This window comes from Curtobacterium sp. MCBD17_034, assembly GCF_003234515.1.
Classification (GTDB): domain Bacteria; phylum Actinomycetota; class Actinomycetes; order Actinomycetales; family Microbacteriaceae; genus Curtobacterium.
This window is the reverse complement of sequence record NZ_QKTN01000002.1, coordinates 94,029-118,324: the sequence shown is the minus strand read 5'-3', so window position 1 is coordinate 118,324 and position 24,296 is coordinate 94,029. Positions and strand designations below refer to the sequence as shown.

At 72.2% G+C, this 24,296-nt stretch carries 21 protein-coding genes; 13 read left to right on the top strand and 8 right to left on the bottom strand.

The genetic code is table 11. The features are described from left to right. The first annotated feature begins 110 nt into the window (after positions 1-110). Complete coding sequence (locus tag DEI92_RS04355) at positions 111-551, top strand: RDD family protein (RefSeq protein WP_111012509.1); 441 nt, start codon at positions 111-113, stop codon at positions 549-551. A gap of 172 nt (positions 552-723) precedes the next feature. Here the strand turns inward: DEI92_RS04355 and DEI92_RS04350 are convergent, their stop codons facing one another. Continuing rightward, positions 724-1,437, bottom strand: a complete 714-nt coding sequence (locus DEI92_RS04350; protein ID WP_111008788.1) for a DUF4191 domain-containing protein — start codon at positions 1,435-1,437, stop codon at positions 724-726. A 349-nt stretch (positions 1,438-1,786) separates the two neighbouring features. Here DEI92_RS04350 and DEI92_RS04345 point away from each other — a divergent pair, with 349 nt between their 5' ends. After that, on the top strand, positions 1,787-2,809 hold the full coding sequence (locus tag DEI92_RS04345; RefSeq protein ID WP_146249097.1) for a hypothetical protein: 1,023 nt from the start codon (positions 1,787-1,789) through the stop codon (positions 2,807-2,809). Positions 2,810-2,814: 5 nt separating this feature from the next. Here the strand turns inward: DEI92_RS04345 and sucB are convergent, their stop codons facing one another. From sucB to DEI92_RS04330, 3 genes are all read right to left on the bottom strand, one after another. Next, complete coding sequence (gene sucB, locus DEI92_RS04340; protein ID WP_111012507.1) at positions 2,815-4,344, bottom strand: 2-oxoglutarate dehydrogenase, E2 component, dihydrolipoamide succinyltransferase; 1,530 nt, start codon at positions 4,342-4,344, stop codon at positions 2,815-2,817. Positions 4,345-4,414: 70 nt separating this feature from the next. Further along, on the bottom strand, positions 4,415-5,788 hold the full coding sequence (lpdA, locus tag DEI92_RS04335) for a dihydrolipoyl dehydrogenase (protein ID WP_111012506.1): 1,374 nt from the start codon (positions 5,786-5,788) through the stop codon (positions 4,415-4,417). A 146-nt stretch (positions 5,789-5,934) separates the two neighbouring features. Continuing rightward, positions 5,935-7,425 (bottom strand): leucyl aminopeptidase, encoded by a 1,491-nt coding sequence (locus tag DEI92_RS04330; RefSeq protein WP_111012505.1) that lies wholly within the window; start codon positions 7,423-7,425, stop codon positions 5,935-5,937. Positions 7,426-7,530: 105 nt separating this feature from the next. Here DEI92_RS04330 and DEI92_RS04325 point away from each other — a divergent pair, with 105 nt between their 5' ends. The 5 genes from DEI92_RS04325 (at position 7,531) to DEI92_RS04305 (ending at position 13,513) form a co-directional block, all read left to right on the top strand. Further along, positions 7,531-8,469, top strand: a complete 939-nt coding sequence (locus tag DEI92_RS04325; protein WP_375334614.1) for a proteasome assembly chaperone family protein — start codon at positions 7,531-7,533, stop codon at positions 8,467-8,469. 65 nt (positions 8,470-8,534) lie between these two features. After that, entirely contained in the window at positions 8,535-9,875 is a 1,341-nt protein-coding gene (locus DEI92_RS04320) for a nitrate/nitrite transporter (RefSeq protein WP_111012504.1), read from the top strand. Between the two features lie 284 nt (positions 9,876-10,159). After that, a complete protein-coding gene (locus tag DEI92_RS04315) occupies positions 10,160-11,479 on the top strand; it encodes an RNA polymerase sigma factor (RefSeq protein WP_111008795.1) in 1,320 nt (439 codons plus the stop codon). A gap of 7 nt (positions 11,480-11,486) precedes the next feature. After that, complete coding sequence (locus DEI92_RS04310; protein WP_111008796.1) at positions 11,487-12,746, top strand: MurT ligase domain-containing protein; 1,260 nt, start codon at positions 11,487-11,489, stop codon at positions 12,744-12,746. Then, entirely contained in the window at positions 12,743-13,513 is a 771-nt protein-coding gene (locus DEI92_RS04305; RefSeq protein ID WP_111012503.1) for a type 1 glutamine amidotransferase, read from the top strand. The genes DEI92_RS04310 and DEI92_RS04305 overlap by 4 nt, the downstream gene beginning before the upstream one ends. 111 nt (positions 13,514-13,624) lie before the next feature. On the opposite strand, the gene DEI92_RS04300 is transcribed toward DEI92_RS04305, so the two are convergent. Next, on the bottom strand, positions 13,625-13,849 hold the full coding sequence (locus DEI92_RS04300) for a hypothetical protein (RefSeq protein ID WP_111008798.1): 225 nt from the start codon (positions 13,847-13,849) through the stop codon (positions 13,625-13,627). Between the two features lie 229 nt (positions 13,850-14,078). Between DEI92_RS04300 and DEI92_RS04295 the strand changes: the two genes are divergently transcribed. Beyond that, positions 14,079-16,205 carry a type IIA DNA topoisomerase subunit B gene (locus tag DEI92_RS04295; RefSeq protein WP_111008799.1) on the top strand — a complete coding sequence of 709 codons (2,127 nt, stop codon included), beginning with the start codon at positions 14,079-14,081 and terminating at the stop codon, positions 16,203-16,205. A gap of 119 nt (positions 16,206-16,324) precedes the next feature. Here DEI92_RS04295 and DEI92_RS04290 read toward each other — a convergent pair whose 3' ends face one another. Beyond that, a complete protein-coding gene (locus DEI92_RS04290; protein ID WP_111012502.1) occupies positions 16,325-18,799 on the bottom strand; it encodes a DNA topoisomerase (ATP-hydrolyzing) subunit A in 2,475 nt (824 codons plus the stop codon). A 41-nt stretch (positions 18,800-18,840) separates the two neighbouring features. Between DEI92_RS04290 and DEI92_RS04285 the strand changes: the two genes are divergently transcribed. Next, the gene (locus DEI92_RS04285) at positions 18,841-19,986 is read left to right on the top strand and encodes an alkaline phosphatase family protein (protein WP_220037451.1); all 1,146 of its coding nucleotides are present in this window, start codon (positions 18,841-18,843) and stop codon (positions 19,984-19,986) included. Positions 19,987-20,001: 15 nt separating this feature from the next. Here the strand turns inward: DEI92_RS04285 and sepH are convergent, their stop codons facing one another. Continuing rightward, positions 20,002-21,099, bottom strand: a complete 1,098-nt coding sequence (gene sepH / locus DEI92_RS04280) for a septation protein SepH (RefSeq protein WP_111012500.1) — start codon at positions 21,097-21,099, stop codon at positions 20,002-20,004. Positions 21,100-21,397: 298 nt separating this feature from the next. Here sepH and DEI92_RS04275 point away from each other — a divergent pair, with 298 nt between their 5' ends. After that, entirely contained in the window at positions 21,398-21,694 is a 297-nt protein-coding gene (locus DEI92_RS04275) for a DUF4193 domain-containing protein (RefSeq protein WP_111008960.1), read from the top strand. A gap of 97 nt (positions 21,695-21,791) precedes the next feature. Here the strand turns inward: DEI92_RS04275 and DEI92_RS04270 are convergent, their stop codons facing one another. After that, positions 21,792-22,223 (bottom strand): DUF3093 domain-containing protein, encoded by a 432-nt coding sequence (locus DEI92_RS04270; RefSeq protein WP_111008803.1) that lies wholly within the window; start codon positions 22,221-22,223, stop codon positions 21,792-21,794. Positions 22,224-22,262: 39 nt separating this feature from the next. On the opposite strand from DEI92_RS04270, the gene dut reads away from it, so the two are divergent. The 3 genes from dut to DEI92_RS04255 are packed head-to-tail and all read left to right on the top strand — an operon-like array spanning position 22,263 to position 24,273. After that, positions 22,263-22,793: a dUTP diphosphatase gene (gene dut / locus DEI92_RS04265; protein ID WP_111012499.1), complete on the top strand. Its 531-nt coding sequence runs from the start codon at positions 22,263-22,265 to the stop codon at positions 22,791-22,793. Then, positions 22,790-23,497 carry a DUF3710 domain-containing protein gene (locus DEI92_RS04260; RefSeq protein WP_111008805.1) on the top strand — a complete coding sequence of 236 codons (708 nt, stop codon included), beginning with the start codon at positions 22,790-22,792 and terminating at the stop codon, positions 23,495-23,497. Before dut ends, DEI92_RS04260 begins: the two co-directional genes overlap by 4 nt. Continuing rightward, the gene (locus DEI92_RS04255; RefSeq protein ID WP_111008806.1) at positions 23,497-24,273 is read left to right on the top strand and encodes a DUF3159 domain-containing protein; all 777 of its coding nucleotides are present in this window, start codon (positions 23,497-23,499) and stop codon (positions 24,271-24,273) included. Before DEI92_RS04260 ends, DEI92_RS04255 begins: the two co-directional genes overlap by 1 nt. Positions 24,274-24,296: the final 23 nt, after the last annotated feature.

Here is a 24,296-nt window from a genome sequence, read left to right as displayed (position 1 = left end):
GCGGGGGCCAGGAGGCTACCTCCGTCGAGGCTATTGACCCGGCATTTCCCCGACGTGACTGCATTGTTTCCGGCATGTTACGTGGCGGTCGGCCCAGTACCCTGGGTGGTATGCCCGGTCCGACCAACTCAGCCCCCGCCGCCTCGTCGGACACCTGGCCCGGGAAGGACCTCGGGCTCCCGGCTGAAGGGTCCCGGAGCGTCGCTCGGCTCGGTCGTCGGATCGCTGCCCTCGCGATCGACGGTGTCCTGGCGGACCTGGTCGCCGTGGCGCTCCACGTCTACCCGTCGGGCCGCGACGTCGCCGAGGGCTGGTGGGTCCTCGGGATCTTCGCCGTGCTGCAGATCGTCTTCATCGCCGTGCTCAGCGGCAGCTTCGGTCACCTGTGCGTGGGGCTGCGGGTCGTACCTGTTCGACCCGGGTACATCGGCGTGGTTCGGCCGGTGGTCCGCACGGTCCTGCTGTGCATCGTGATCCCCGCGTTCATCTTCGACCGGGATCAGCGTGGGTTGCACGACCGGATCCCGGGCACCGTGCTCGTCCGCCGTTAGCCGAGCGCGCCCTCAGGGGACGAGGCGGACGCGCGAGTTCCGCCCCCGCGAGCGGAGGGAGCCGACGTTTCGCCCCGGGAGCGGAGGGCGCCGACGACTCGCCCCGCGAGCGGAGGGCGCAGACGACGAAGGCCCCGCAGTCGAGCGGGGCCTTCGTCGTGATCCGGGGTGCTCAGCGAGGTCGCCCGGCACGCATGCGCGTCGGGTCCATGCCCTTCGGGATCGCGGACGCGGGGTTCTGGGTCAGCGAGTCGAGCCGGTTCGCGACGGCGACGACCTCGTTGCGGTTGAGCGAACGCTTCAGACGGTTCATCCGCCGTGGCAGCCGGTGCAGCGTGACGGCGTCCTCGCCGTCGCCCACGGCGATCACGTGGAGCGCGACGTTCGGCACGATGCGGTGCACCTTGCGTCGCTCCTCCTCGACCAGGCGGGAGAGCGTCGCCGTCCGTCCCTCGGTGATGAGGACCACGCCGGGAGTCCCGACGGCGCGGTAGACCGCGGCCTGCGACCGGGCATGCACGGCGACGGGCATCTCGCTCGACCGCCAGTTGCGGCGGAGGGAGTTCGACAGGACGGCGCCGACCGCGCCGGGCTGGCCGTCGATCTGCGAGTACGCCGCCCGCTCGGCGAGACGCCCGAGCACGATGAGGAACAACAGGACGCCGAGCAGCACGCCCGCGACGATCCAGAGGATCTGGGCGAAGACGGTCTGGTTCGGCAGCAGGAACGCCAGCAGGACGCCCGCGAGCACGGGAACGCCGAACGCGAGGATGAACCACCCGAGCGACGTCGGGTCGGCGCGCCGCGTCATCTGGAAGACCTGGAACATCTGCTTGAGACGTCCGGGCTCCTTCGCCGTCGGCTCCGGGGTCGTGGTGCGTGCCATGCTTCCAGGATACGGCCTGCCCGGACACCGGCGATCCCGAGGTCGGCGCTGTGGGCGAACGAACCGTCCTGGTCCGTGTGGAGGGCGCGGGAGCCGTCGTCCACATGTGCCTGGCCGCCGGATCGTTCCCCTGGTGGATTCCGTGGCGGGCCGTGGCGGCGTGGGGACCGCGATGCTACCGGGCATGGACGGATGGTTGCGCGGAAGGGACGGGCGACGGAACGGGCGGATCGCGCCACCGCAGGTCCGGATCACCCGGAGACCCGACCGGCCTACCCCGCGCGTCGACCGTGGACGGGGCCACGGTACCGAAGCGGACGGGGGTACGGACGTCGCCGAGGCGGTCGTGGTGGACGACCAGGGGTGGCCCGGTTCCTGGATCCCGTGCGTCGACGCGGACGCGGCTGCTGGCTTCCTCGGATGGGTGGCAGCGAGAGGTGTTGACGAGGACCGCCACCTCGTCCGCGTCTCCGCGTTGGCGGCCGGTCCGGACGGCCTCCCGATGGCGTTCGTCCGTCAGGTGGAGGGTCTCCCGCTGCCGATCGCGCTCGACGTGCTCGGCGGACTCACGGTCGGTGTCGCGGTGACGCTCGGGCTGCCGCTCGTCCGCCTCGCCGTGCGCGCCGCCGTGTCGGGCAGCACGCCGGTCCTCCTGCCGTTCGGCCCGGTACGCCCGTCGGACGTGCTCGTGGACCGCTCGGGGGCGGTCGTCGTCGCCGAGCCGCCCCCCGGCGCATCCGGGGGTCCGCCGCACCTGCCCGGTTCCGGCACGGAGAGTGCCATGATGCGTTCCTCGGCGGCGGGACGTCGCCACCGCGCGCCTGCCGGTGTGGACGGCCTGCTCGTGGCGTGCCGCGTCGTGTGGGAGCGGGCGGACCCGCGTCTGCCCGAAGTCGACCGCGTGTTGCGCGCGCTCGACGAGGCGCGCGCCGACGTCGACGGCTGGACCGATCGCGTGCCCGCGGCGCTGGTCGCCGCGGCGGTGCCTCGCCCGGTCCGATGGCCTCACGACGCGACGTTCCCGGGCGCGGTCGCCACCGACAGGGCCTCGTTGGCTGCGGTGCATGGGGGATCGACGCGGTCGGGCGCAGGGGGAGCGGTGCGTGCCGGCGCGGGCCACGGCGACGGTGCGTCCGCGTCGCTCCCGAGCCGCGTGGGCACGATCGTCGGCGCGTTGTCGGCCGGTCTGCCGGTACCCGGGGGTCGGCGGCTCCCGCTCCGGGTGGCGATCGGCGTCCTCTTGGGCGTGGTCGGGCTCGTCACCGGGCTCGTGCTCACGGGCGGGCCGCGTGCGGCGACCGCGATGCCGGTGTCGGCCGGTGCGGGCACGACAGCGGCCCCGGTCCTCGTGCGAGGACCGGGGCCGCCGTGATCGCGTCAGTACCCGAGGTGCGCCGTGAAGTCGCCCGCCTCGAGCCGGTTCTTCACCGCGACGAGGTACCGCGCGGCGTCGGCACCGTCGATGATCCGGTGGTCGTACGACAGCGCGAGGAACACGGTCGATCGGATGGCGATCGCGTCCTGACCGTCGACGGTGATCACCGCCGGCTTCTTGACGACGATGCCCGTGCCGAGGATCGCCGACTGGGGCAGGAACACGACCGGGGTGTCGAACAGCGCACCACGCGAACCGGTGTTCGTGAGCGTGAACGTGCCTCCGGAGAGCTCGTCGGGCTTGAGCTGGTTGTTGCGCGTCCGCGCGGCGAGGTCCGCGATGCTGCCGGCCAGTTCCGCGAGGCTCAGCTCCGCCGCGTCCCGGATGACCGGGGTCAGCAGCCCGCGCTCGGTGTCCACCGCGATCGAGAGGTTCTCGGTCTCCGGGTACACGATCTCGTCGCCCTCCACCGTGGCGTTGAGCTTCGGGTGGGCCTTGAGGGCTTCGGCGGCGGCCAGGGCGAAGAACGGCATGAAGCTGAGCTTCGAGCCGGTCTTCTGCTGGAACTCGGCCTTGTGCGCGTCACGGAAGCGGGCGACGTTCGTCACGTCGACCTCCACCACGCTCGTGAGCTGGGCGGTGGACTGCATCGACTGCACGGCCCGCTCGGCGACGACCTTGCGCAGGCGCGTCATCTTCTCGCGGGTGCCGCGGAGCGGCGACACCTCGGCGACGAACGGTGTCCCGCTCCCAGCCGGAGCCGTGGTCGACGCGGTGGAGGCCGCCGCTGCGGCAGCGGCCTCGGCGGCCGCGAGGACGTCTTCCTTGCGGACACGCCCGCCGACACCGGAGCCGGTCACGGTGGCGAGGTCGACGCCCTTCTCGTTCGCGAGCTTGCGGACGAGCGGGGTGACGTATCCGGAGGTGCCCGACGTGGTCGGGTTCGGGACCGTGGCCGACGTCGCCGGGGACTGCGGCGCCGCCGCGGGGGCTGACGGCACGGCGGCCGGAGGAGCGGGGACCGGCGCCGGCGGCGCGGGCACGGCGGCGGGCGGCGCCGGCACGGCGGCCGGCGGAGCGGCGGGAGCGGCCTGCGCGGCCGGCATCGGCTGGACGGCGGGCGGCGCCGGCGGTGCCGGGACGGGCGCGGGAACCTCGTGGTCCTGCTCGTCCGTCGGGGCGGCGAACGGGGCCTCCTGGTCGGCGGCCTGCTCGTTCTCGGGCGCGACCGGCTCGTTCGACTCGACGGGCGCGGCATCCTGCGCGGGGGCGTCGTCGGACGCGCCCTGGTCGGAACCGTCACCGATGCGGACCAGCGGCGTCCCCACCTCGACGGTCTCGTCCTCGCCGACGAGGATCTCCTCGACCACACCCGCGACCGGTGACGGGATCTCCGTGTCGACCTTGTCGGTCGAGACCTCGAGCAGCGGCTCGTCGACCTCGACGCGGTCGCCCACGTTCTTCAGCCATCGGGTCACCGTGCCCTCGGTGACGCTCTCCCCGAGCGCCGGGAGGTTGACGGATTCGCTCATCAGGTGGACTCCTCTTCGAAGGCGTGGTGGTGTGGTGGTGCGGTGGTGCTCGACCGGGTCCGGCGGAGCGTCACAGTGCGTGGAGGGGCTTGCCCGCGAGGTGCAGGAACGCCTCGCCGAGCGCCTCGTTCTGGGTCGGGTGTGCGTGGACCAGCGGGGCGACGTCCTCGGGGTGGGCTTCCCAGTTCACCGCGAGCTGGGCCTCACCGATGAGTTCGCCGACGCGCGCACCGATCATGTGCACGCCGACGACCGGACCGTCGACCACGCGCACGACCTTGATGGAGCCGGACGTGCCGATGATGTGGCTGCGCCCGTTCCCGGCGAGGTTGTAGTCGTACGCGTCGATCTTGTCGGCGCCGTACTCCTGCTCCGCCTTCGCCTGGGACAGCCCGACCGAGGCGACCTCGGGGTCGCAGTAGGTGACCTTCGGGATGTTCTTGTCCTCGATGATGACGGGGCTCAGCCCCGCGATCTCCTCGGCGACGAAGATGCCCTGCTGGAACCCGCGGTGCGCGAGCTGCAGGCCGGGGACGATGTCGCCGACGGCGAAGACGCCGGGGACGCTCGTGCGGAGCCGGTCGTCCGTGAGCACGTACCCACGGTCCATCCGGATGCCGGTTTCCTCGTAGCCGAGCCCGGCCGTGACGGGACCGCGGCCGACGGCGACGAGCAGCAGGTCGGCCTCGACGGTGGACCCGTTCTCGAGCGTCACGACGACGCCGTTCTCGTGCTGCTCGACGCCCTGGAACCGGACGCCGAGCGAGAACCCGATGCCGCGCTTGCGGAACGCCCGCTCGAGCTGCTTCGACATCGCCTCGTCCTCGTTCGGGACCAGGTGCGGCAGCGCCTCGATGATGGTGACGTCGGCGCCGAAGGACTTCCAGACGCTCGCGAACTCGACTCCGATGACACCGCCGCCGAGGATGGCCACCTTGTTCGGCACGTAGTCCATCTGCAGGGCGGTCTCGGAGGTGATGACCCGCCCGCCGATCTCGAGACCGGGCAGGCTGCGCGAGTAGGAACCGGTCGCGAGCACGACGTTCTTGCCGGTCACGGTGCGGTCGCCGACCTGCACGGTGGTGGGGGAGGTGAGTCGACCGGAGCCCTCGACCACGGTGATGCCGCGCGCCTTGATCAGCCCCTGCAGGCCCTTGTACTTCGAGGTGATGACGCCCTCGCGGTACTCGATCACCTTCGGGACGTCGATGCCGTGCAGCTGGGCCCTGACGCCGAAACGCTCGGCGTCACGGGCGCCGTCGGCGATCTCGGCCGCGTGGAGCAGTGCCTTGGTCGGGATGCATCCGCGGTGCAGGCAGGTCCCGCCGAGCTTGTCCTTCTCGACGAGCGCGACGCTCATCCCGAGCTCCGCGGCCCGGAGCGCCGCGGCGTACCCGCCGCTGCCGCCACCGAGGACCACGACGTCGTAAGTCTCTTCCGTCACCTGGTGCAACTCCCTCGTGCGAGAGGGCCGATCGGGCCCTCGTGGAACGCCGCGCCGCGGCGGCGCCCGGCGGTCGGTGCCCTGGTTCGGGTCCCGTGCCGTGTGTGAGCAGTCGGCGGATGACAAGCGCATCCGCCGGAACGACCCTACTCCTCGGACTGCAGCTGTTCTGCGAGGGCGACGAGTGTCCGGACCATGACGCCGGTCGGACCCTTGCCGAGCCAGCCGTACCCGCCACCCTTGTTCTCGGCGGGCCCGGCGATGTCGAGGTGGGCCCACGGGATCGTGCTGCCGTCCGGGCGGGTGCCGACGAACCGCTCGAGGAACCGGCCCGCGAGCAGCATCCCGGCGGCGGGTTGCCCCGGCGTGGCGTTCACCATGTCGGCGACCTCGCTCGCGAGCCGAGCGTCCAGCTCGTCGGGCAGGGGCATCGGCCAGACGAGCTCGGAGACGGATTCGGCCACCGCACGGACGCGGTCGACGAGGTCGTCCGATCCCATCAGCCCGGACGTGCGGTCACCGAGGGCGACGACCTGCGCACCCGTGAGTGTCGCGACGTCGACGATCGCGTCCGGGACCTCGAGCGACGCCGCGGCGAGGCCGTCCCCGAGGACGAGGCGCCCCTCGGCGTCGGTGTTCGTCACCTCGACGGTCTTGCCGTTCTTGAGCGTCAGGACGTCGCCCGGGCGCGTGGCGGACCCCGACGGCATGTTCTCGGCCAGGCACAGCCACGCCGTGACGCGGACGTGGAGCCCCAGGCGGGCGGCGGCGACCGTGGCGGCGAGCACGGTGGCGGCGCCGGTCATGTCGTCCTTCATGCCGTTCATGCTCGCGGCGGGCTTCAGCGAGAGACCCCCGGAGTCGAAGGTGATGCCCTTGCCCACGAGCGCGAGGTGCTTCGACGCTCCGTCGGGCGCGTACCGCACGACCACGAGCCGGGGCGGCCGGACGGAGCCGCGGCCGACCCCGAGGATCCCGCCGTAGCCCTGCTCCTCGAGCGCGGCGACGTCGAGCACCTCGACGTCGAGGGGGAGACCGCGCGCTGCGTCCAGGGCGGCCTCGGCGACGTCCTCGGGCGCCATGTCGGCAGCAGCGGTGTTGACGAGGTCACGGACCAGCGCCACCGCGTCGGCGACGATCGCCGGTCGGACCGTGGCCTCGGCCGGGGCGGCCGCGAGCACCGTGATCCGCTGGTCGCCGCGGACCGGTCCGGTGGTGCCGGTGCCGCGGTGCCGGGTGAACGTGTAGGTCCCGAGGGCAGCGCCCTCGAGCGCTGCCTCCACCAGGTCCTCGTGATCGGTCGGGAGGCCCAGCGCGATCGAGACGACGTCGTGCAGCTGTCGGACGGCGCTGCCCGCAGCCGCACGGATCGACGCCGCGTCGACCCGGCTCCCCAGGCCGATGAGCGCCACGCTGCGCGCGGCGAGGCCGGGCGCCGGCAGCCGGACCAGCTGGTCCTTCGTGCCGCGGACGCCGAGCGCCGCGAGGTCGATCCCGAGGTCGACGACGGTGCCGTCGGCGGTGGGGGCGACGACGGCGGGCGAGCCGTCGGAGCCCGGGCGGACCCCGAGCACGAGGACGTCGGCGTCGACGCTGTCGGGGCGGTCGGAGGTGGTGTCGAGCGTGGGGCGGACCATACCGCCAACCCTACTGACGCGCTCGTGCCGGACCGTCGGAGCTGTTCGCTCTGGGCGTGCAGCGGCGGTCGGGGGTGTCCGACGGCCCCGCCTAGCATGGTCGGGATGAACCCCGAAGACCTGTACACGCTGACCGCGGCAGCGGCGGACGTCCCGCCCGGTCTGCATCTGGTCGCGGGCCTGACGGGGTTCGCCGACGCCGGCACGGCGGTCGGTCAGGTGACCGAGACGCTGCTCGCCGGTCCGGGGGCGGTGCTCGTCGCGGAGTTCGATCCGGACATCCTGCTCGACTACCGGGCGCGCCGCCCGGTGATCACGTTCGACCGCGACCACATCGCCGAGGTCACGCCGTCCCGTCTGACGCTGCACCTCGTGCACGACGAACTCGGTCGCCCGTTCCTCTTCCTCTCCGGGTACGAGCCGGACTTCCAGTGGAACCGGTTCGTCCGCGCGGTGGTCGACCTCGCCGAGGACCTGGCCGTCACCGACACGACGTGGATCCAGTCCATCCCCATGCCCGTCCCGCACACCCGTCCGATCGGGATCACGGTGAGCGGGACACGCGCGGACCTCGTCGAGTCGATGAGCATCTGGAAGCCGCAGACCCAGGCACCGGCGAACGTGCTGCACCTCGTCGAGCACCGCATGAGCGAACTCGACCGCCAGGTCACCGGTCTCGTGCTGCTCGTCCCGCACTACCTGTCCGACACCGAGTACCCCGACGCCGCCGTCGCCGCGCTCTCCGGCATCGCGGCGGCGACCGGCCTGATCTTCCCGACGGACCGCCTCCGCGAACTCGGGCGCGACTTCCACAACCGCGTCGACGAGCAGGTCGCGGGCAACGGCGAGCTCGAGCACCTCGTGCAGGCACTCGAGGAGCGGCACGACACGTACGTCGAGGGCAACCCGGTGTCGTCGCCGCTCACCGGTGCCGACGGTGAGGTCCCGACGGCGGACGCGATCGCGGCCGAGCTCGAGCGCTTCCTGGCGGACCGCCGCCCGGACGGCCCCGACGGGGTCGCGGGCGACGCCACGCTCGACTGAGCCGCAGGACGTCGGCAGTCGGAGCCGCACGGTCCGGAGGGCGGCCGCTGGATACGCTGGCGAGGATGAACTCCCGCCGCTCGTGGACCGTCTGGTCCGTCGCCGTGCTCGCCTACGTGCTGGCCGTGCTGCAGCGGTCGTCGCTCGGTGTGTCGGGCGTCCAGGCGCAGGAGCGGTTCGCCGTGTCCGCGGCCGTGCTCTCGACGCTGGCGGTCGTGCAGATCGCGGTGTACGCGGGCCTCCAGATCCCGGTCGGGATCCTGCTCGACCGGGTCGGACCACGTCGGCTCGTCGCCGCCGGCGCGGCGTTGCTCGCGGTCGGTCAGGCGGTGGTCGCGATGTCACCGACGATCGGTCCCGCGATCGGCGGTCGGGTGCTCGTCGGCGCTGGCGACGCCATGACGTTCATCTCGGTGATCCGGCTGTTGCCGATGTGGTTCACCGGGCCGATCCTCCCGCAGATCTCGCAGTGGACCGGCAACCTGGGGCAGCTCGGGCAGATCGCTTCGGCGTTCCCGTTCGCGGTCCTGCTCCACGCCTCCGGGTGGAGCGCCGCGTACGGCGTCGCGGCCGCGGTGAGCCTCGCCGGGTTCGTGCTGGTCGCCGCGTTCGTCCGCAACGGTCCGATCGCGGTGCGGACGGACGCCATCCCGTTGCCCGGCTCGCGGCGCGGCGCGTTCTCGACGTTCGGGCAGGCGCTCCGGCGTCCCGGGACCCAGCTCGGCTTCTGGTCGCACTACGTCACGCAGTCGTCGGGGACCGTGTTCAGCCTGTTGTGGGGCGTGCCGATGCTCGAGCGCGGGCTCGGGTACTCCGCGACCGTGGCGGCGGCGTTCCTCACGGTGATCGTGCTCGTCGGGTTCGTGGTCGGCCCGGTCCTCGGGGTGCTCTGCGCACGCTTCCCGTTCCGGCGGTCGAACCTGGTGCTGACGATCGTGGGCGTCATCTTCGCCGCGTGGACGGCCGTGTTGCTCTGGCCCGGCGCTCCGCCGACGTGGCTCGTCGTCGTGCTCGTGGTGGTCCTCGGCGTGGGTGGCCCCGGGTCCCTCATCGGCTTCGACTTCGCGCGGACCTTCAACCCCGTCGGGTCGCTCGGTTCGGCGAACGGCGTCGTCAACGTCGGCGGGTTCCTGGCCGCCTTCGTCATGATGTACTGCATCGGCGTCGTGCTCGACGCGGTCCACGACCACACGGGCGCGGCGGTCTTCGCGTGGTCGTCCTTCCGGGTCGCCCTGCTCGTGCAGTACGTCGTGGTGGGGTTCGGCGTGGTGATGCTCCTCGTCGCGCGGCACCGCACGCGAGCACGGATCCACGCCGAGGACGGAATACGCGTCGGCCCCCTCTGGGTTGCACTGGTGCGGCGTATGCGGCCCGGCCGTACGACGGACGGGCCGACCAGACCCTGACATCGCATCCCACCCGACCACGCATCGTGCGTTCGATCGACCTCGAGCGGACGACACGCGTCGGGCGGCGGCGGGACGTGCAATAATGGCGTACGGACCCGTTCGGGTCCTGGTACGCCGATCGGCGGCGAGCTCCGGCTCGTGGTGATCGGGGCACGAGGACTTGACATGGGTCCTCATGCTGCCCGGAACGCAGGGTCCTGACGTCGGTCCGCCGACGGCGGGGGCAGGACAGCGAGGGGCCGTCACGACCCAGGACGTGACACGACGAGAGAGGTGATCGCATGGCTGCCCGGAGCACGACGATCGATGCGACGAAGGCCACGGCCGACGCCGAGACGGTGGAGACCGCGACCGACGAGAACGCGGCACCGGCCGCGCCGAAGAAGCGCGCCCCCGCCAAGAAGGCCGCGCCGAAGAAGACGACCGCCAAGACCGCGCGCGGCAAGGCGGCCGCCCCCGCCGACGACGAGCCGGACACCGTCGAGGACGCGCCGGAGGACGCCGTCGACGTCGAGGCCGACGACACCGAGGTCGCGGCCGACTCCGAGGACAGCGACACCGAGGACGGTGAGGAGACCGAGTCCGAGGACACGGCGACCCCCGCGCCCGAGGCGGCCCCTCCTGCGGGCGCGCTCGTCATCTCGCAGGCCGACGACGACGAGGTCCCGGTCTACTCGACCACGATCACGGGCGCCACGGCGGACCCGGTCAAGGACTACCTGAAGCAGATCGGCAAGGTCCCGCTCCTGAACGCGGCCGAGGAGGTCGAGCTCGCGATGCGGATCGAGGCCGGCCTGTTCGCCGAGGACAAGCTCCAGCACGCGACGGGGCTGTCCAAGCAAGAGGAGCGTGAGCTCAAGTGGGTCGCCCGCGACGGTCAGCGCGCGAAGTCCCACCTGCTCGGTGCGAACCTCCGCCTCGTGGTGAGCCTCGCCAAGCGGTACACGGGTCGCGGCATGCAGTTCCTCGACCTCATCCAAGAGGGCAACCTCGGCCTCATCCGTGCCGTCGAGAAGTTCGACTACACGAAGGGCTTCAAGTTCTCGACCTACGCGACCTGGTGGATCCGGCAGGCGATCACCCGCGCCATGGCGGACCAGGCGCGGACCATCCGCATCCCGGTCCACATGGTCGAGGTCATCAACAAGCTCGCCCGCGTCCAGCGGCAGATGTTGCAGGACCTCGGACGTGAGCCCACGCCCGAGGAGCTCGCGCGTGAACTCGACATGACGCCGGAGAAGGTCGTCGAGGTCCAGAAGTACGGCCGCGAGCCGATCTCGCTGCACACCCCGCTCGGCGAGGACGGCGACAGCGAGTTCGGTGACCTCATCGAGGACACCGAGGCCGTCGTCCCGGCGGACGCAGTGGGCTTCACGATGCTGCAGAAGCAGCTCGAGAGCCTGCTCGACTCGCTGTCCGAGCGCGAGGCGGGCGTCATCCGCATGCGCTTCGGGCTCGGCGACGGCATGCCGAAGACCCTCGACCAGATCGGCGACACGTTCGGCGTCACCCGCGAGCGCATCCGCCAGATCGAGTCGAAGACGATGGCGAAGCTGCGCCACCCGTCGCGGTCGCAGTCCCTGCGCGACTACCTCGAGTAGGCCCCGCGTGCGTTTCGTCGTCCCGATCCTCATCGGGCGGATCCTCCGCGCCCTCGCTCGTGCGCGCGGCGGGGGATCCGCCTACCCCGGCTACATCCTCCTCAAGCTCGTTCCCGACTTCCTCCGGCACGTGTCGCGGCAGTTCCCGAACGGCATCGTGTTCGTCCTGGGTTCGAACGGCAAGTCGACGACGACCCACATGATCTCCGAGATCATGCGGGCGCACGGGCTCCGCGTGTTCACGAACCCGTCCGGGGCGAACCTGCCGCAGGGCATCGCGTCGGCGCTCCTCTCGGAGGTCGGGCTGACGGGACGCCTCAAGGCGGACATCGGCATCCTCGAGGTCGACGAGGCCTTCGCCGTGGAGCTGTCCGGCATCCTCTCGCCGTCGACGGTCACGATGCTCAACGTGCAGGTGGACCAGCTGTACCGGTTCTTCGAGACGGAGCGCGTCGCGACGATGATGCTCGACACCGCGGCGACGTCGTCGCGGAACGTCATCACGAACCACGACGACCAGTTCCTCGACGCCTACGAGGGCCGGGCCGGCCAGCGGGTCCTGCGCTTCGGCGCCGCGCCCGAGGTCGTCGCTGCGGCTCCGAACGGGCTGCAGAACGCGGACGACTTCGCCCGGGACGCGTCGGGCACGACCGCCGCGGACGCCGAGGTCGTCGAGTCCACGGGGGACGCAGCGGTGGTCCGCTTCGGTGGGGCCGACATCCCGGTGCGGCTGCCGGCCCGGGGGCTGCACTACGCGGTGGACGCCGCTGCTGCCACCGCGACCGCTTCGGCCGCCCTCGGCGAGCAGTTCCGCGCGGAAGCGGTGACCCGGGCCTTCACCGCGATGAAGCCGGCCTACGGGCGTGGTGAGCGCATCCCGATCGCGGGAGAGCACGCCGAGTTCACCATGTTCAAGAACGCCGCGAGCCTGCAGCTCAACCTCGACGCCCTGTCGACGCCGCCCGAGCAGGTGCTCATGGCGATCGACGAGGGCACGCCGGACATCTCCTGGATCTACGACATCGACTTCTCGCATCTCGACCACGTGGACGTCGTGTCGGGTGACAAGGCGTGGCAGATCGCCCTCGCCCTCGAGTTCGCCGGGGTGCGGATCGGCCGTGTGGAGCCCGATGTCGAGGCCGCGATCCGACTGATGTCCGGACTCGGGGCGACGACGTCCGGCACGAAGCACTTCATCGTCAACTACGAGATCATGATGCTGGCCCGCAAGGCCCTCGGTCATCCCGACCTGGAGAGGACGGCATGACGGCCGATCGCCTCACGATCCTGCACCTCTACCCGCGGCAGATGGGCGTCTCGGGCGACCGGGGGAACGTGACCGCCCTCGTCGCCCGCGCGGACGCCGCCGGGATCCCGACCGAGGTCGTGCGCCACGACGTCGGGGACAGCCTCCCGACGGACGCCGACGTCGTCGTGGTCGGCAACGGCCCGCTCAGCGCGATGCGCTCGCTCGGCGGGGACCCGGCCCGACTCGCACCGTTCCTCCAGGACGCCGTCGCCGCCGGCGTGCCGCTCGTGGCGGTCGGTGGCGGCTACGACCTGGCGACCCGCGAGGTCGTCCCCACCGAGGGGACGCCGGTGACCGGCCTCGGGGTGTTCGACGCCCGCGCCGTGCGCGGCGCCGAGCGCCGGGTCAACTACTTCCTGCTCGACGTGCGTGCGACCTTGCCCGGCGGAGACCAACGCGTGGCGGGGTTCGAGGACCACGCGACCCGCATCGAGAACATCGATCCCACGGCGGTGTTCGCGGACGTCGTGTCGGGCGGCGGCAACCAGGACGGCACCGGCACCGAGGGCTCGGCGACCGCCGCGGCGTTCGGCACCCACACCCAGGGGCCGCTCCTGCCACTGAACCCGCACCTGACCGATGCGGTGTTGGCCGCCGCCACCGGTCGTCTGGGTCGCGAATACGCGCCGGATCCGACGCGCACCGCCGCCGTGGACCGCTACGCTCGCGAGGCCCGCGCGGTGATCACGCGCTACGTCGACAAGGCGTTCAAGCGCATCGCCTGACGCGGTCGCGAGCGGCACACCGGCCGGGTACGCGAGAGGCCGGATCCCCGATGGGGATCCGGCCTCTGTTCGTCGGACCGACCGCGGCGATCGCCGTGGCGGGGCCGGGCGCTACTTGCTCTCGTAGAGCCGGCTGGTCTCGTCGTGCCACTCGAGAGCGGTCGCGGCGAGCTTGTCCTTGAACTCGGCACCGTGGTGGGCGCAGAAGAGGAGCTCGCCGCTCGCCATCGTGGCTCGGATGTAGGCCTGCGCGCCGCAGCTGTCGCAGCGGTCGGCCGCCGTGAGCTGGTTGCTGCCGAGGTCGTCGATGGAGAGGTCCTGCACGGTCTGGGACATGGTGTGCTCCTCGTTGATCGGAGGCGGTGCCGGGGTTGGTGCGTCCATTTCAGCACGCGCTCCCTGGGATCCCCGCATTGTGGTCGCGCTGTTTCGCTGACCGCGGATTCCGTCGACGGTCACCTGCGCGTCGCGGACACCGCCGGGAGGCGCGGGTCGACCGAGCGTCGTGCGCTCACGTCCGGGGTGGTGCGCCAGGAGCGTCACCGGTCGCGGGTAGCCTCGGCAGGTGAGTTCCGACTACAACGCCCGCCATCTCTCCGTGCTCGAAGGGCTCGAGGCGGTCCGCAAGCGTCCCGGGATGTACATCGGTTCGACGGACTCACGAGGGCTCATGCACTGCCTGTGGGAGATCATCGACAACTCCGTCGACGAGGCCCTCGCGGGCCACGGCGACGAGATCACGGTGCGGCTCCACGCGGACGGCAGCGTCGAGGTCGGGGACGTCGCGCGTGGCGTGCCCGTCGACGTCGAGCCGAAGACGGGGCTGACGGGCGTCGAGGTCGTGTTCACCAAGCTCCACGCGGGCGGCAAGTTCGGGTCCGGCTCGTACGCCGCGTCCGGCGGTCTGCACGGGGTCGGGGCATCCGTCGTGAACGCGCTGTCGGAACGCCTCGACGTCGAGGTCGACCGCGGCGGCAAGACGTACGCCATGTCGTTCCACCGCGGTGAGCCCGGCGTGTTCGACGACGCTGCGGGCATCGGCCCGGACGCACCGTTCACCCCGTTCACCTCGGGCAGCGAGCTCCGGGTGATCGGCAAGGTGAAGCGCGGCGTCACCGGCACGCGCGTCCGGTACTGGGCCGACCGGCAGATCTTCACCGCCGACGCGGTGTTCCAGCTCGGCGACCTGACGAACCGGGCGCGGCAGACCGCGTTCCTCGTGCCGGGTCTCGGCATCACCATCACCGACGAACGCCCGCACGCGATCGCCGCGGCGTCCCGGCTCGCCGAGGGGCAGGGCGCCGAGCGACTCGAGGGACCGGTCGTCGAGCGGTTCCGGTTCGACGGTGGCATCAGCGAGTTCGCCGAACACCTGGCTCCGGACACGGCCGTGACGGACACGTGGCGCGTCACGGGGACGGGTACCTTCACCGAGACCGTGCCGGTGCTCAACGACGCCGGGGCGATGGTCGCGACCGAGGTCGAGCGCACCTGCGAGGTCGACGTCGCGCTGCGCTGGGGGAGCGGCTACGAGACCGTGACCCGGAGCTTCGTCAACATCATCGCGACGCCGAAGGGCGGGACGCACCAGACGGGCTTCGAGAACGGTCTGATGAAGGCGATCCGCGCGCAGGTGGACGCGAACGCCCGCAGGCTCAAGGTGGGGCAGGACAAGCTCGACAAGGACGACGTGCTCGCCGGACTCACCGCGGTGCTGACGGTGCGGCTGCCCGAGCCACAGTTCGAGGGGCAGACGAAGGAGATCCTCGGCACGCCGGCGGTCCGGCAGATCGTCGCGAACGTCGTGGCCGCCCGGATGACCGAGATCCTGACGTCGACGCAGCGGACCGAGAAGGCACAGTCGCAGGCGCTGCTCGAGAAGGTCGTCTCGGAGATGAAGTCCCGGATCTCCGCTCGCGCGCACAAGGAGACCCAGCGCCGCAAGAACGCGCTCGAGAGCTCGTCCCTGCCCACGAAGCTCGCCGACTGCCGGTCGAACGACGTCGCCGCGAGCGAACTGTTCATCGTCGAGGGCGACTCCGCGCTCGGCACCGCCAAGCTCGCCCGGAACAGCGAGTACCAGGCGCTGCTTCCGATCCGCGGCAAGATCCTCAACGTGCAGAAGGCCTCGGTGAGCGACATGCTCTCGAACGCCGAGTGCGCGTCGATCATCCAGGTGGTCGGAGCCGGATCCGGACGCTCGTTCGAGCTCGACCAGGCCCGCTACGGCAAGGTCATCGTCATGAGCGACGCCGATGTCGACGGTGCGCACATCCGCACGCTGCTGCTGACGCTGTTCTTCCGGTACATGCGCCCGATGATCGAGGCCGGCCGGGTGTTCGCCGCCGTCCCGCCGTTGCACCGCGTCGTGGTGGTGAACCGGGGCAAGCCGAACGACACGCTGTACACGTACTCCGAGCAGGAGCTGCAGGGCGTGCTCCGGAAGCTCGAGAAGTCGGGCAAGAAGTACCAGGAGCCGATCCAGCGGTACAAGGGCCTCGGCGAGATGGACGCCGACCAGCTCGCCGAGACCACGATGGACCGGGCGCACCGGACCCTCCGGCGCGTCAACGTGTCGGACGCCGAGAACGCCGCCCGGGTGTTCGAGCTGCTCATGGGCAACGACGTGGCGCCGCGCAAGGAGTTCATCCTGGCCGGCCAGGGGCTCGACCGGGACCGCATCGACGCCTGACCGGCCCAGGCCCCGGCCGCCCCGCGGGGTCGCCTTCCGGCCGCTCCGCGGGGTCGCCTTCCGGCCGCTCCGCGGGGTCGCCTTCCGGGCCCGCTCCGCGGGGTCGCCTTCCGGGCCCGCTACGCGGGGTCGGACTCCGCCCCGATGGGGACGGCGGGGCTCGCACCGATCGTGGTCACGACGGCCTCGAGCGGTGACCCGGAGCCGTCCCGCTTGGACAACCAGTCGGGCAGCGTCCGGGCCGCGCCGTCCGGACCGAGCGCGTGCGGGGGAGCGACGCCGGCCCATGCGACGGCGAGGCCGTCCTCGCCCTTGAGGAACGCGTGCGCCCGGACCCCCATGGTGCCGCGCCCCTTGGCGGGGAACTCGGACAGAGCGGAGACCTTGGCGCGGCCGGGGTCCGTGCCGGCGAGCGTCACGGACGACGTGGACACGGTCGCGACGACGACGTCGGCCGCTGGGTCGACGGTCGTGAAGGCGATGACCGTGGCACCCGCGGCGAGCTGGACGCCGGCGACGCCGCCCGCGGGGAGCCCCTGCGGGCGGACCACGGCGGCGGGGAACCGCAGGAGCTGCGCGTTCGAGGTCACGAACACGACGTCGTCCTGTTCGGGTCCCTGTGTGGCGCCGACCACGGCGTCGCCGTCCTTGAGGGCGATCGCCACGACGTCGGGCTTGTCCGGCCAAGCGTTCGGCACGACGCGCTTGACGACGCCCTGCCGTGTGCCGATCGCGAGCGCGTTCGGTGACTCGGGGTCGAGGAGCGCGACGACGGTCTCACCCGACGGCAGGCCCAGGTAGTCGCGGACTCGCACGCCGGCGTCCAGGCGGACCGAGGCCGGCGGGACGGCGGGGACGTCGACGGGCGAGAACCGCACGACGCGGCCACGGTCCGTGAGTGCGCCGACGGAGGACCGCACCGTGGTGGCGACGGTGGACCGCACGGCGTCGTGCTTCGATCGCGCCGGGGTGCGCGCGACGCGGTCGGAGCCCTCGGTCTGGTCGACGCGCACGAGCCGTCCGGTGGTGGACAGGAGCACGCGGCACGGGGCGTCCACGATCTCGAGCTCGACGGCGGCCTTGCGTCCGCCGCGCACGGGCGCGTCGGCTTCGGTGAGCAGGGTGCGGCGCGGGGTCGCGAAGCGGTCCGCGACCTCGGTGAGTTCCGTGGCCACCTGGGTCCGGAGCCGGGCGTCGGAGCCGAGCAGTTCCTCCAGGGCGGCGATGTCGGTGAGCAGCTCGTCGCGTTCCCGCTCGAGCTCGAGGCGCGAGAACTTGGTGAGGCGCCGCAGGCGCAGCTCGAGGATGTACTCGGCCTGCACCTCGGACAGGTCGAAGACCTCTTGGAGCCGCGTGCGTGCGGCCTCGGAGTCGTCCGACGTCCGGATGACCTCGATGACCTCGTCGATGTCGAGGATCGCGATGAGCAGGCCCTCGATGAGGTGGAGGCGCTCGCGACGCCGCGCGAGGCGGTAGCGGGACCGGCGGGTCACGACGTCGAGGCGGTGTGCGACGTAGACCTCGAGGAGCTCCTTGAGCCCGAGCGTCTGCGGGGTGCCGTCGACGAGGGCGACGTTGTTGATGCCGAAGCCGTCCTCGAGCGGGGTGTGCTTGTACAGCTGCTCGAGCACGGCGGACGGGTTGAACCCGGTCTTGATCCCGATGACGAGCCGGAGTCCGTGGTTCCGGTCGGTCAGGTCGGTGACGTCCGAGATCCCCGAGAGCTTCTTGGACTGGACGCCGTCCTTGATCTTCTCGATCACCCGCTCGGGACCGACGAGGTACGGCAGCTCGGTGACGACGAGCCCGGTCTTGCGTGGGGTGATGCTCTCGACGCTCACCTTGGCGCGCGTGCGGAAGGAGCCGCGGCCGGTGGCGTAGGCGTCCCGGACCCCGGCGAGGCCGACGATCGTGCCGCCCGACGGCAGGTCGGGGCCGGGCACGAACTCCATGAGCTCGTCGAGGGTCGCGTCGGGGTGACGGAGCAGGTGCTTCGCGGCCTCGACGACCTCGCCGAGGTTGTGCGGCGCCATGTTCGTGGCCATGCCCACCGCGATCCCGGACGCGCCGTTCACGAGCAGGTTCGGGAACGCCGCGGGCAGCACCTCGGGCTGCATGAGCTGGTTGTCGTAGTTCGGGACGAAGTCGACGACGTCCTCACCGAGGCCGTCGGTCATCGCCATCGACGGCTCGGCGAGTCGTGCCTCGGTGTAGCGGGCGGCGGCGGGTCCGTCGTCGAGCGAGCCGAAGTTGCCGTGGCCGTCGACGAGCGGGACGCGCATCGTGAAGTCCTGTGCCATCCGCACGAGGGCGTCGTAGATCGCGCCGTCGCCGTGCGGGTGCAGCTTGCCCATGACCTCGCCGGTCACGCGCGCGCACTTGACGTGTCCGCGGTCCGGGCGGAGGCCCATCTCCGACATCTGGTACAGGATCCGGCGTTGGACGGGCTTCAGGCCGTCACGGGCGTCGGGCAGCGCGCGGGAGTAGATGACCGAGTACGCGTACTCGAGGAACGAGCCCTGCATCTCCTCGGAGACGTCGACGTCCTCGATGCGCTCACCGTCGGGGAGGCCGACTGCGTCCGTGCGTGCCATGGGCCCTCTCTGTCGCGGCGCTGTCTGGTTGACTGGGCCGGATGACTCCGATGGTACCGACGGCGACGCAGGACACCGCGAACCTCGCCGACGTGGTGCCGGCCTGCCTGACCGCACTCGGCCACCCTGGACCGGCGCTCGCGGGGCTCGGTCGGGAGGCCCGGATCCGGCTCCGTCCCGCCCGGTCCGCGATCGTCGTGCTCGTCGACGGACTCGGTGCGAACGCCGTGCGGGCGCGCGCCGGTCACGCGCGGTTCCTCGCCGCCGAGAAGCGCCGCCTGCGGAGCGGGTTCCCCACGACGACCGCCGCCGCGCTGACGACGCTCAGCACGGGTGCGACGCCCGGGACGCACGGCGTCGTCGGGTACAGCGGGTTCGACCCGGGCTCGGGCCGCGTGGTCAACCTGCTCAGCGGCTGGGACACCGAGGTCCCCGCGGGGTGGCTGCTCGTCCCGACGCTGTTCGAGCGGGCCGTCGCCGACGGGCTCGTGGTGCGGTCGGTCGGGCCGGCGCGATACCGGACGTCGGGGTTCACCGCGAACGTCCTGGCGGGCGCGGACTACGTCGACGCCGACACCATCCCCGCCCGGGTGGACGCCGCGCTCGAGGCGGTCGCCGACGGGCCGGCCACGCTCGTCTACCTGTACGTGCCGGAGCTCGACTCGATCGCCCACAAGCGCGGCTGGCAGTCGGACCGGTGGACGAGTGCGCTCGAGGCCCTCGACGCCGAACTGGCCCGGCTCGCGGCGGCGCTCCCGGCCGATGTCGGCCTCGTCGTCACCGCGGACCACGGCGTGCTCGACGTCCCCGACGAGGCGAACGTCGCCATCGCTCCCGACCTGCTCGAACCGGTCGTCGGGTTCGCGGGGGATCCGCGCTGCCGACAGCTCACCCTGGCGCCGGGGACCGACGTCGACGCCACCGTGCGCGCGTGGCGGGAGCGCGTCGGCAAGCGCGCGTGGGTGGCGAGCCGCGACGAGGCGATCGCCGCCGGGTGGTTCGGGGCGGTCACCGACCCGGTCCGGGCGCGACTCGGCGACGTCGTGGTCGCCGCTCGCGGTCAGTGGGCGTTCAACGACGACCGCGAGGCCGGCGAACACCCCCGGCGGATGCTCGGCCAGCACGGATCGATGTCGGACGACGAGACCTACGTCCCGCTGCTCCTCGCGGGGGCGTTCGCCACCTGAGGTCGGGCTGCCGGATCAGGCCAGGTCGTCGTCCGGCCGCGTGCCGAACACGATCTCGTCCCAGCTCGGCATCGCCCGTCGGCTCCGCTTCTTCCGGTCCGGTCGGCCTCCGTCGGGCTGCTCCGCGGTGGAGCCGGACTCGTCCGCCCGGGGCGCGGACGACGGGCGGCCGCCGTCGCCCACCGGGTCGTCGACCCCGTCGGCGTCGCCGACCTCGCCGGGAGCGAGGGTGTCGAGCGGGATGTCCACGACGGTCACCGACCGGCGCTGCCGGTCGTCCCCGCGGCGGTCGTCCGAGTGGTCGCCGAACGTGGCGGCCTCGCGCTCACCGCGCCGGCGCCGCAGCGCCTCGAGCAGGTCGGCGGTCTCGTTCCCCGGGCCCCGTTCCTCGACGGCCGGCGCGCCGATGCGCGGCAGCGGTGCGCGGAGTGGCGGACGGTCGGCGGCCTCCCGGTCCGGTGCCGGACGCTGGTCGGTCTCGACCCGGAACGCGCCGGAGTCGAACCGGGTGGACGCGCTGTCCTCGGGCTCCGGATCGACGGCGCGGAGCCGAGGGGTGAGGCCCTCGTCGTCGTCCTCGCGCGACAGGCGGTGCGCGTCGCCGTTGTCGGGCGTCAGCGTCGAGGTCTTCGGGTCGAAGCGCCACTGCGCGTCGTGCTCGACCTCGTCCGCGATGTAGTGGACCTGCACCTGCCAGCCGTGCTCGACGTCCTTCCGGCTGGACCAGCGGACGTCGGTGGCGTCGCCGGCCTCGAGCCGCGCGGTGATGGCGTCGCCGAAGACCTCGGGTGCTCCCGCTTCGCCCGTGACGGAGACGCGTCGGGCGGCGTCGAGCACGAACGACCGCTCGGCCATCACCGGCCCCTCGAACCGACGGACGTCCTCGACCGCGACGCCCATGAGCTCGGCGACCTGCTCGCTGCTCAGCCCGGCGCGGATGCGCGCCTGGATCTCCTTGGGCGGGATCCGGCGGTGCGGCTCGCCCTCGGCGGGGCTCGCCTGGCGGACCTGGCCGGACAGCGAGGGGGTGACCGCGAGCCGGTACTCGCTCCCGGAGTCGGTCGCGAGGAGGATCGCGCCCGGTTCCACACCGATGACTCTCACGTCTTGCATCTGTCCGCCTTCCCGTGCATGCGTACAGTCCGGAAGTGTGCCACCCGCCCGACCCCGCGACCGGGACGTCGTGGGCGTGCCGCGCGGAAACGTCGTCGGCCTCGTGTCCGTGGCCGGCCGCTCACGCCGGTGCCGACGACGGCGTGCCGACGGGCTGGAAGCGGGAATGCGCAGCCGGCCCGACGGGTTGCACCGCCTGCTGGAGCACCGGATCGCACGGTTTGCGAATCATCGGTACTTGATGCAAACTGTCGCCGCCGATCCCGGCGACGACCCCTCTCAACGAGAACGGATGGGCATGGCCACCGACTACGACGCCCCTCGGAAGACCGACGACGACTCCGAGTCGATCGAGGCATTGAAGGAGCGCGTCCCCGACAAGATGTCGGGTGTCGTGGACGTCGACGACGCCGACAACCCCGGCAGCTTCGAACTCGCCGGACAGGACCTCTCCGACGTCGACCTCGACGTCGTCGTGCTGCCGCCGCAGGTGGACGAGTTCACCTGTGTCGAGTGCTTCCTCGTGAAGCACCGCTCGCAGCTCGACCACGAGACGAAGCTCGGTCCCGTCTGCATGGAGTGCGCCTCGGCGTAGTCCACACCCCGCACGTCGAACGGCGCCGGATCCCGATCGGGGTCCGGCGCCGTTCGTCGTCCTCCCGACGGGCGCCGTTCGTCGTCCTCCCGACGGATCAGCGTCCGAGGGCCGCGACGACCTGGTCGGGGTGCCGCACGGACACCAACCAGTACGGGGTCGGGTCCTGCGCGTCGGCGACCTCGACCTTGACGACCCCGTGGACGTAGCCACGGAAGAGCGTCCAGGCGCGCGCGTCCAACGTCGGCCCGCGCTCGCGGGTCGCCGCGCTGCCGTCGTACCCCTGCACCGCGCCGACCGCGCTCCGCGGCAGGTGCGCGCGGCCCGCCCGGAACTCGTCCTCGGTCACCTCGACGATCGGTGCGAGCAGCCAGAGCATGACGAGGACCGCGAGCTCCATGCCGATCGCGACGACGACGCCGACGGTGGTGTTGATGGGCAGGAACACGAGCAGGCTGGCGGGGATCACCAGCGCGGTCGCGAGGTAGAGGGTCGGGGGAGCCCAGAGTCGTTCGCGGTACACGGTCACCCCCCTATTCGACCACGCCGTGTGCACTACCCTCGTCACGTGACCGAGCCCCTCGACGTGCCATGGACCGGGGCGGACGCCCCTCGGTTCGCCCACCCGGGAGACGCCGGAGCCGACCTCGTCTCCACCGAGGCGGTGGTGCTCGCCCCCGGTGAGCGTCGACTCGTCGGCACCGGCGTGCGGGTCGCCCTGCCCGACGGGTACGCCGGGTTCGTGGTGCCGCGGAGCGGTCTGGCCGCCAAGCACGGGATCACGATCGTCAACGCGCCCGGCACGATCGACGCCGGGTACCGCGGGGAGCTCAAGGTCGCCCTGCTCAACACGGACCAGCGCGAGTCGTACTCGGTGGCGGTGGGGGACCGCATCGCCCAGCTCGTCGTGATGCCCGTGCCCGCCGTGCGGTTCGTCGCCGTCGACGAGCTCCCGGACAGCGTGCGCGGACACGGCGGATTCGGGTCGTCCGGGTACGGTACGGCGGTGGACGTGAGCGTGGCGGCCGCCCCCACGACGGAGGGCGCGGCGGACGGCACGCGACCCGGAACGGACGACCAGGAAGGAGCCAGCGCATGAGGATCGGCAGGGGCAAGAAGGGCACCGAGCCCGCCGAGGAGGTCGAGCTCGCCTCGACCACGCCCGAGGTGGACATCGCGGACGAGGCCGACGAGGCGCTCGACGAGGTCGTGACGGTCGAGCCGACGGCGAAGTCGGCTCCCGCGGACCGCGAGGAGAACGGGCCGCTCGACGAGACCGAGGCGAATCCCGTGCGTCCGTACGTCGACCTCGGCGGGGTGAAGATCCTGCCGCGCGAGGGCCTCCACCTCCGCCTCGAGGTCGAGGAGGGCTCGCAGCGGGTCGTCGCGGTCGGTCTCGACTTCGAGGAGTCGACGCTCCAGGTGCAGCCGTTCGCCGCGCCCCGGACGACGGGGCTCTGGCACGAGATCCGCGCGCAGATCGCCGAGCAGATCGGTCGGCAGGGTGGCGTGGCGACCGAGGTGGACGGGCCGCTCGGCCCGGAGCTCCGCGCGGACGTCCCGGTGGTCGGCGAGGACGGCGTCACCGACGGGCTGCGGACCGCGCGCTTCGTCGGGGTCGACGGGCCCCGCTGGTTCCTCCGCGGTGTGATCGCCGGCAAGGCGGCGGAGGACCCCGAGGCCGCGACCGAGATCGAGGACCTGTTCCGGAGCGTGGTCGTCGTCCGTGGGACGAGTCCCATGCCGCCCCGCGACCTCATCCCGCTCCACATGCCGAAGACGATGCCGACCGCGACGATCTGATGACGTCGGACCCGAGCGCCCCGCTCCCCGAGGACCACGCCACAGACCACGCCGACGCGCTGTCGTTGTCGGCGCAGCTGCGTGACGCGGTCGCGCGGGCCGGCATCGCGCGGGTCGCTCCGGGCGAGGCGCCATCGGGCCGGGCGCTCGTCGCGGCGGTCGGCGGGGTGCGCGGACTGGCCGAGTCGATCCTCCCGGGGTTCGCGTTCCTGATCGTGTTCGCCGTCACGCACCAGCTCGTGCCGAGTGTCGTGGTCCCCGTGCTCGTCGGGCTCGTGTTCGTCGGGCTGCGGCTCGTGCAGCGTCAGCCGCTCGTCACCGCGCTCTCCGGGATCCTCGGCGTCGCGATCTCCGCCGGCCTGTCGCTGTTCACCGGGCGCGCCGAGAGCAACTTCGTGCCGGGCATCGTCGTGAACGCGGTGTCCCTGGCCGTGTTGCTCGCCACCCTCGTGGCCCGACGGCCGCTCATCGGGATCGTCGTGGGGCTCCTGCTGCCGGAGGGCGACCACTGGCGCAGCGACCCCGGCAAGCGCCGTGTGCTCACCGTGGCGACCTGGCTCTGGGCGGGGCTGTTCGCCGTGCGGCTCGCGATCGAGGTCCCGCTCTACCTCGCCGCGCAGGTGGAGCTCCTGGCCGGCATCAAGCTCGTCACCGGGGTACCGCTCTACGCGGCGATGCTCTGGGTGACGTGGCTGCTCGTCCGCTCCGTGTTCGGGCAGGTCGCCGACGGCGGCACCGGGGACGTCGACGCCGCCGGAGGCCCCGACCGCGTGTAGCATCTGTCTCGACATCGAGACAT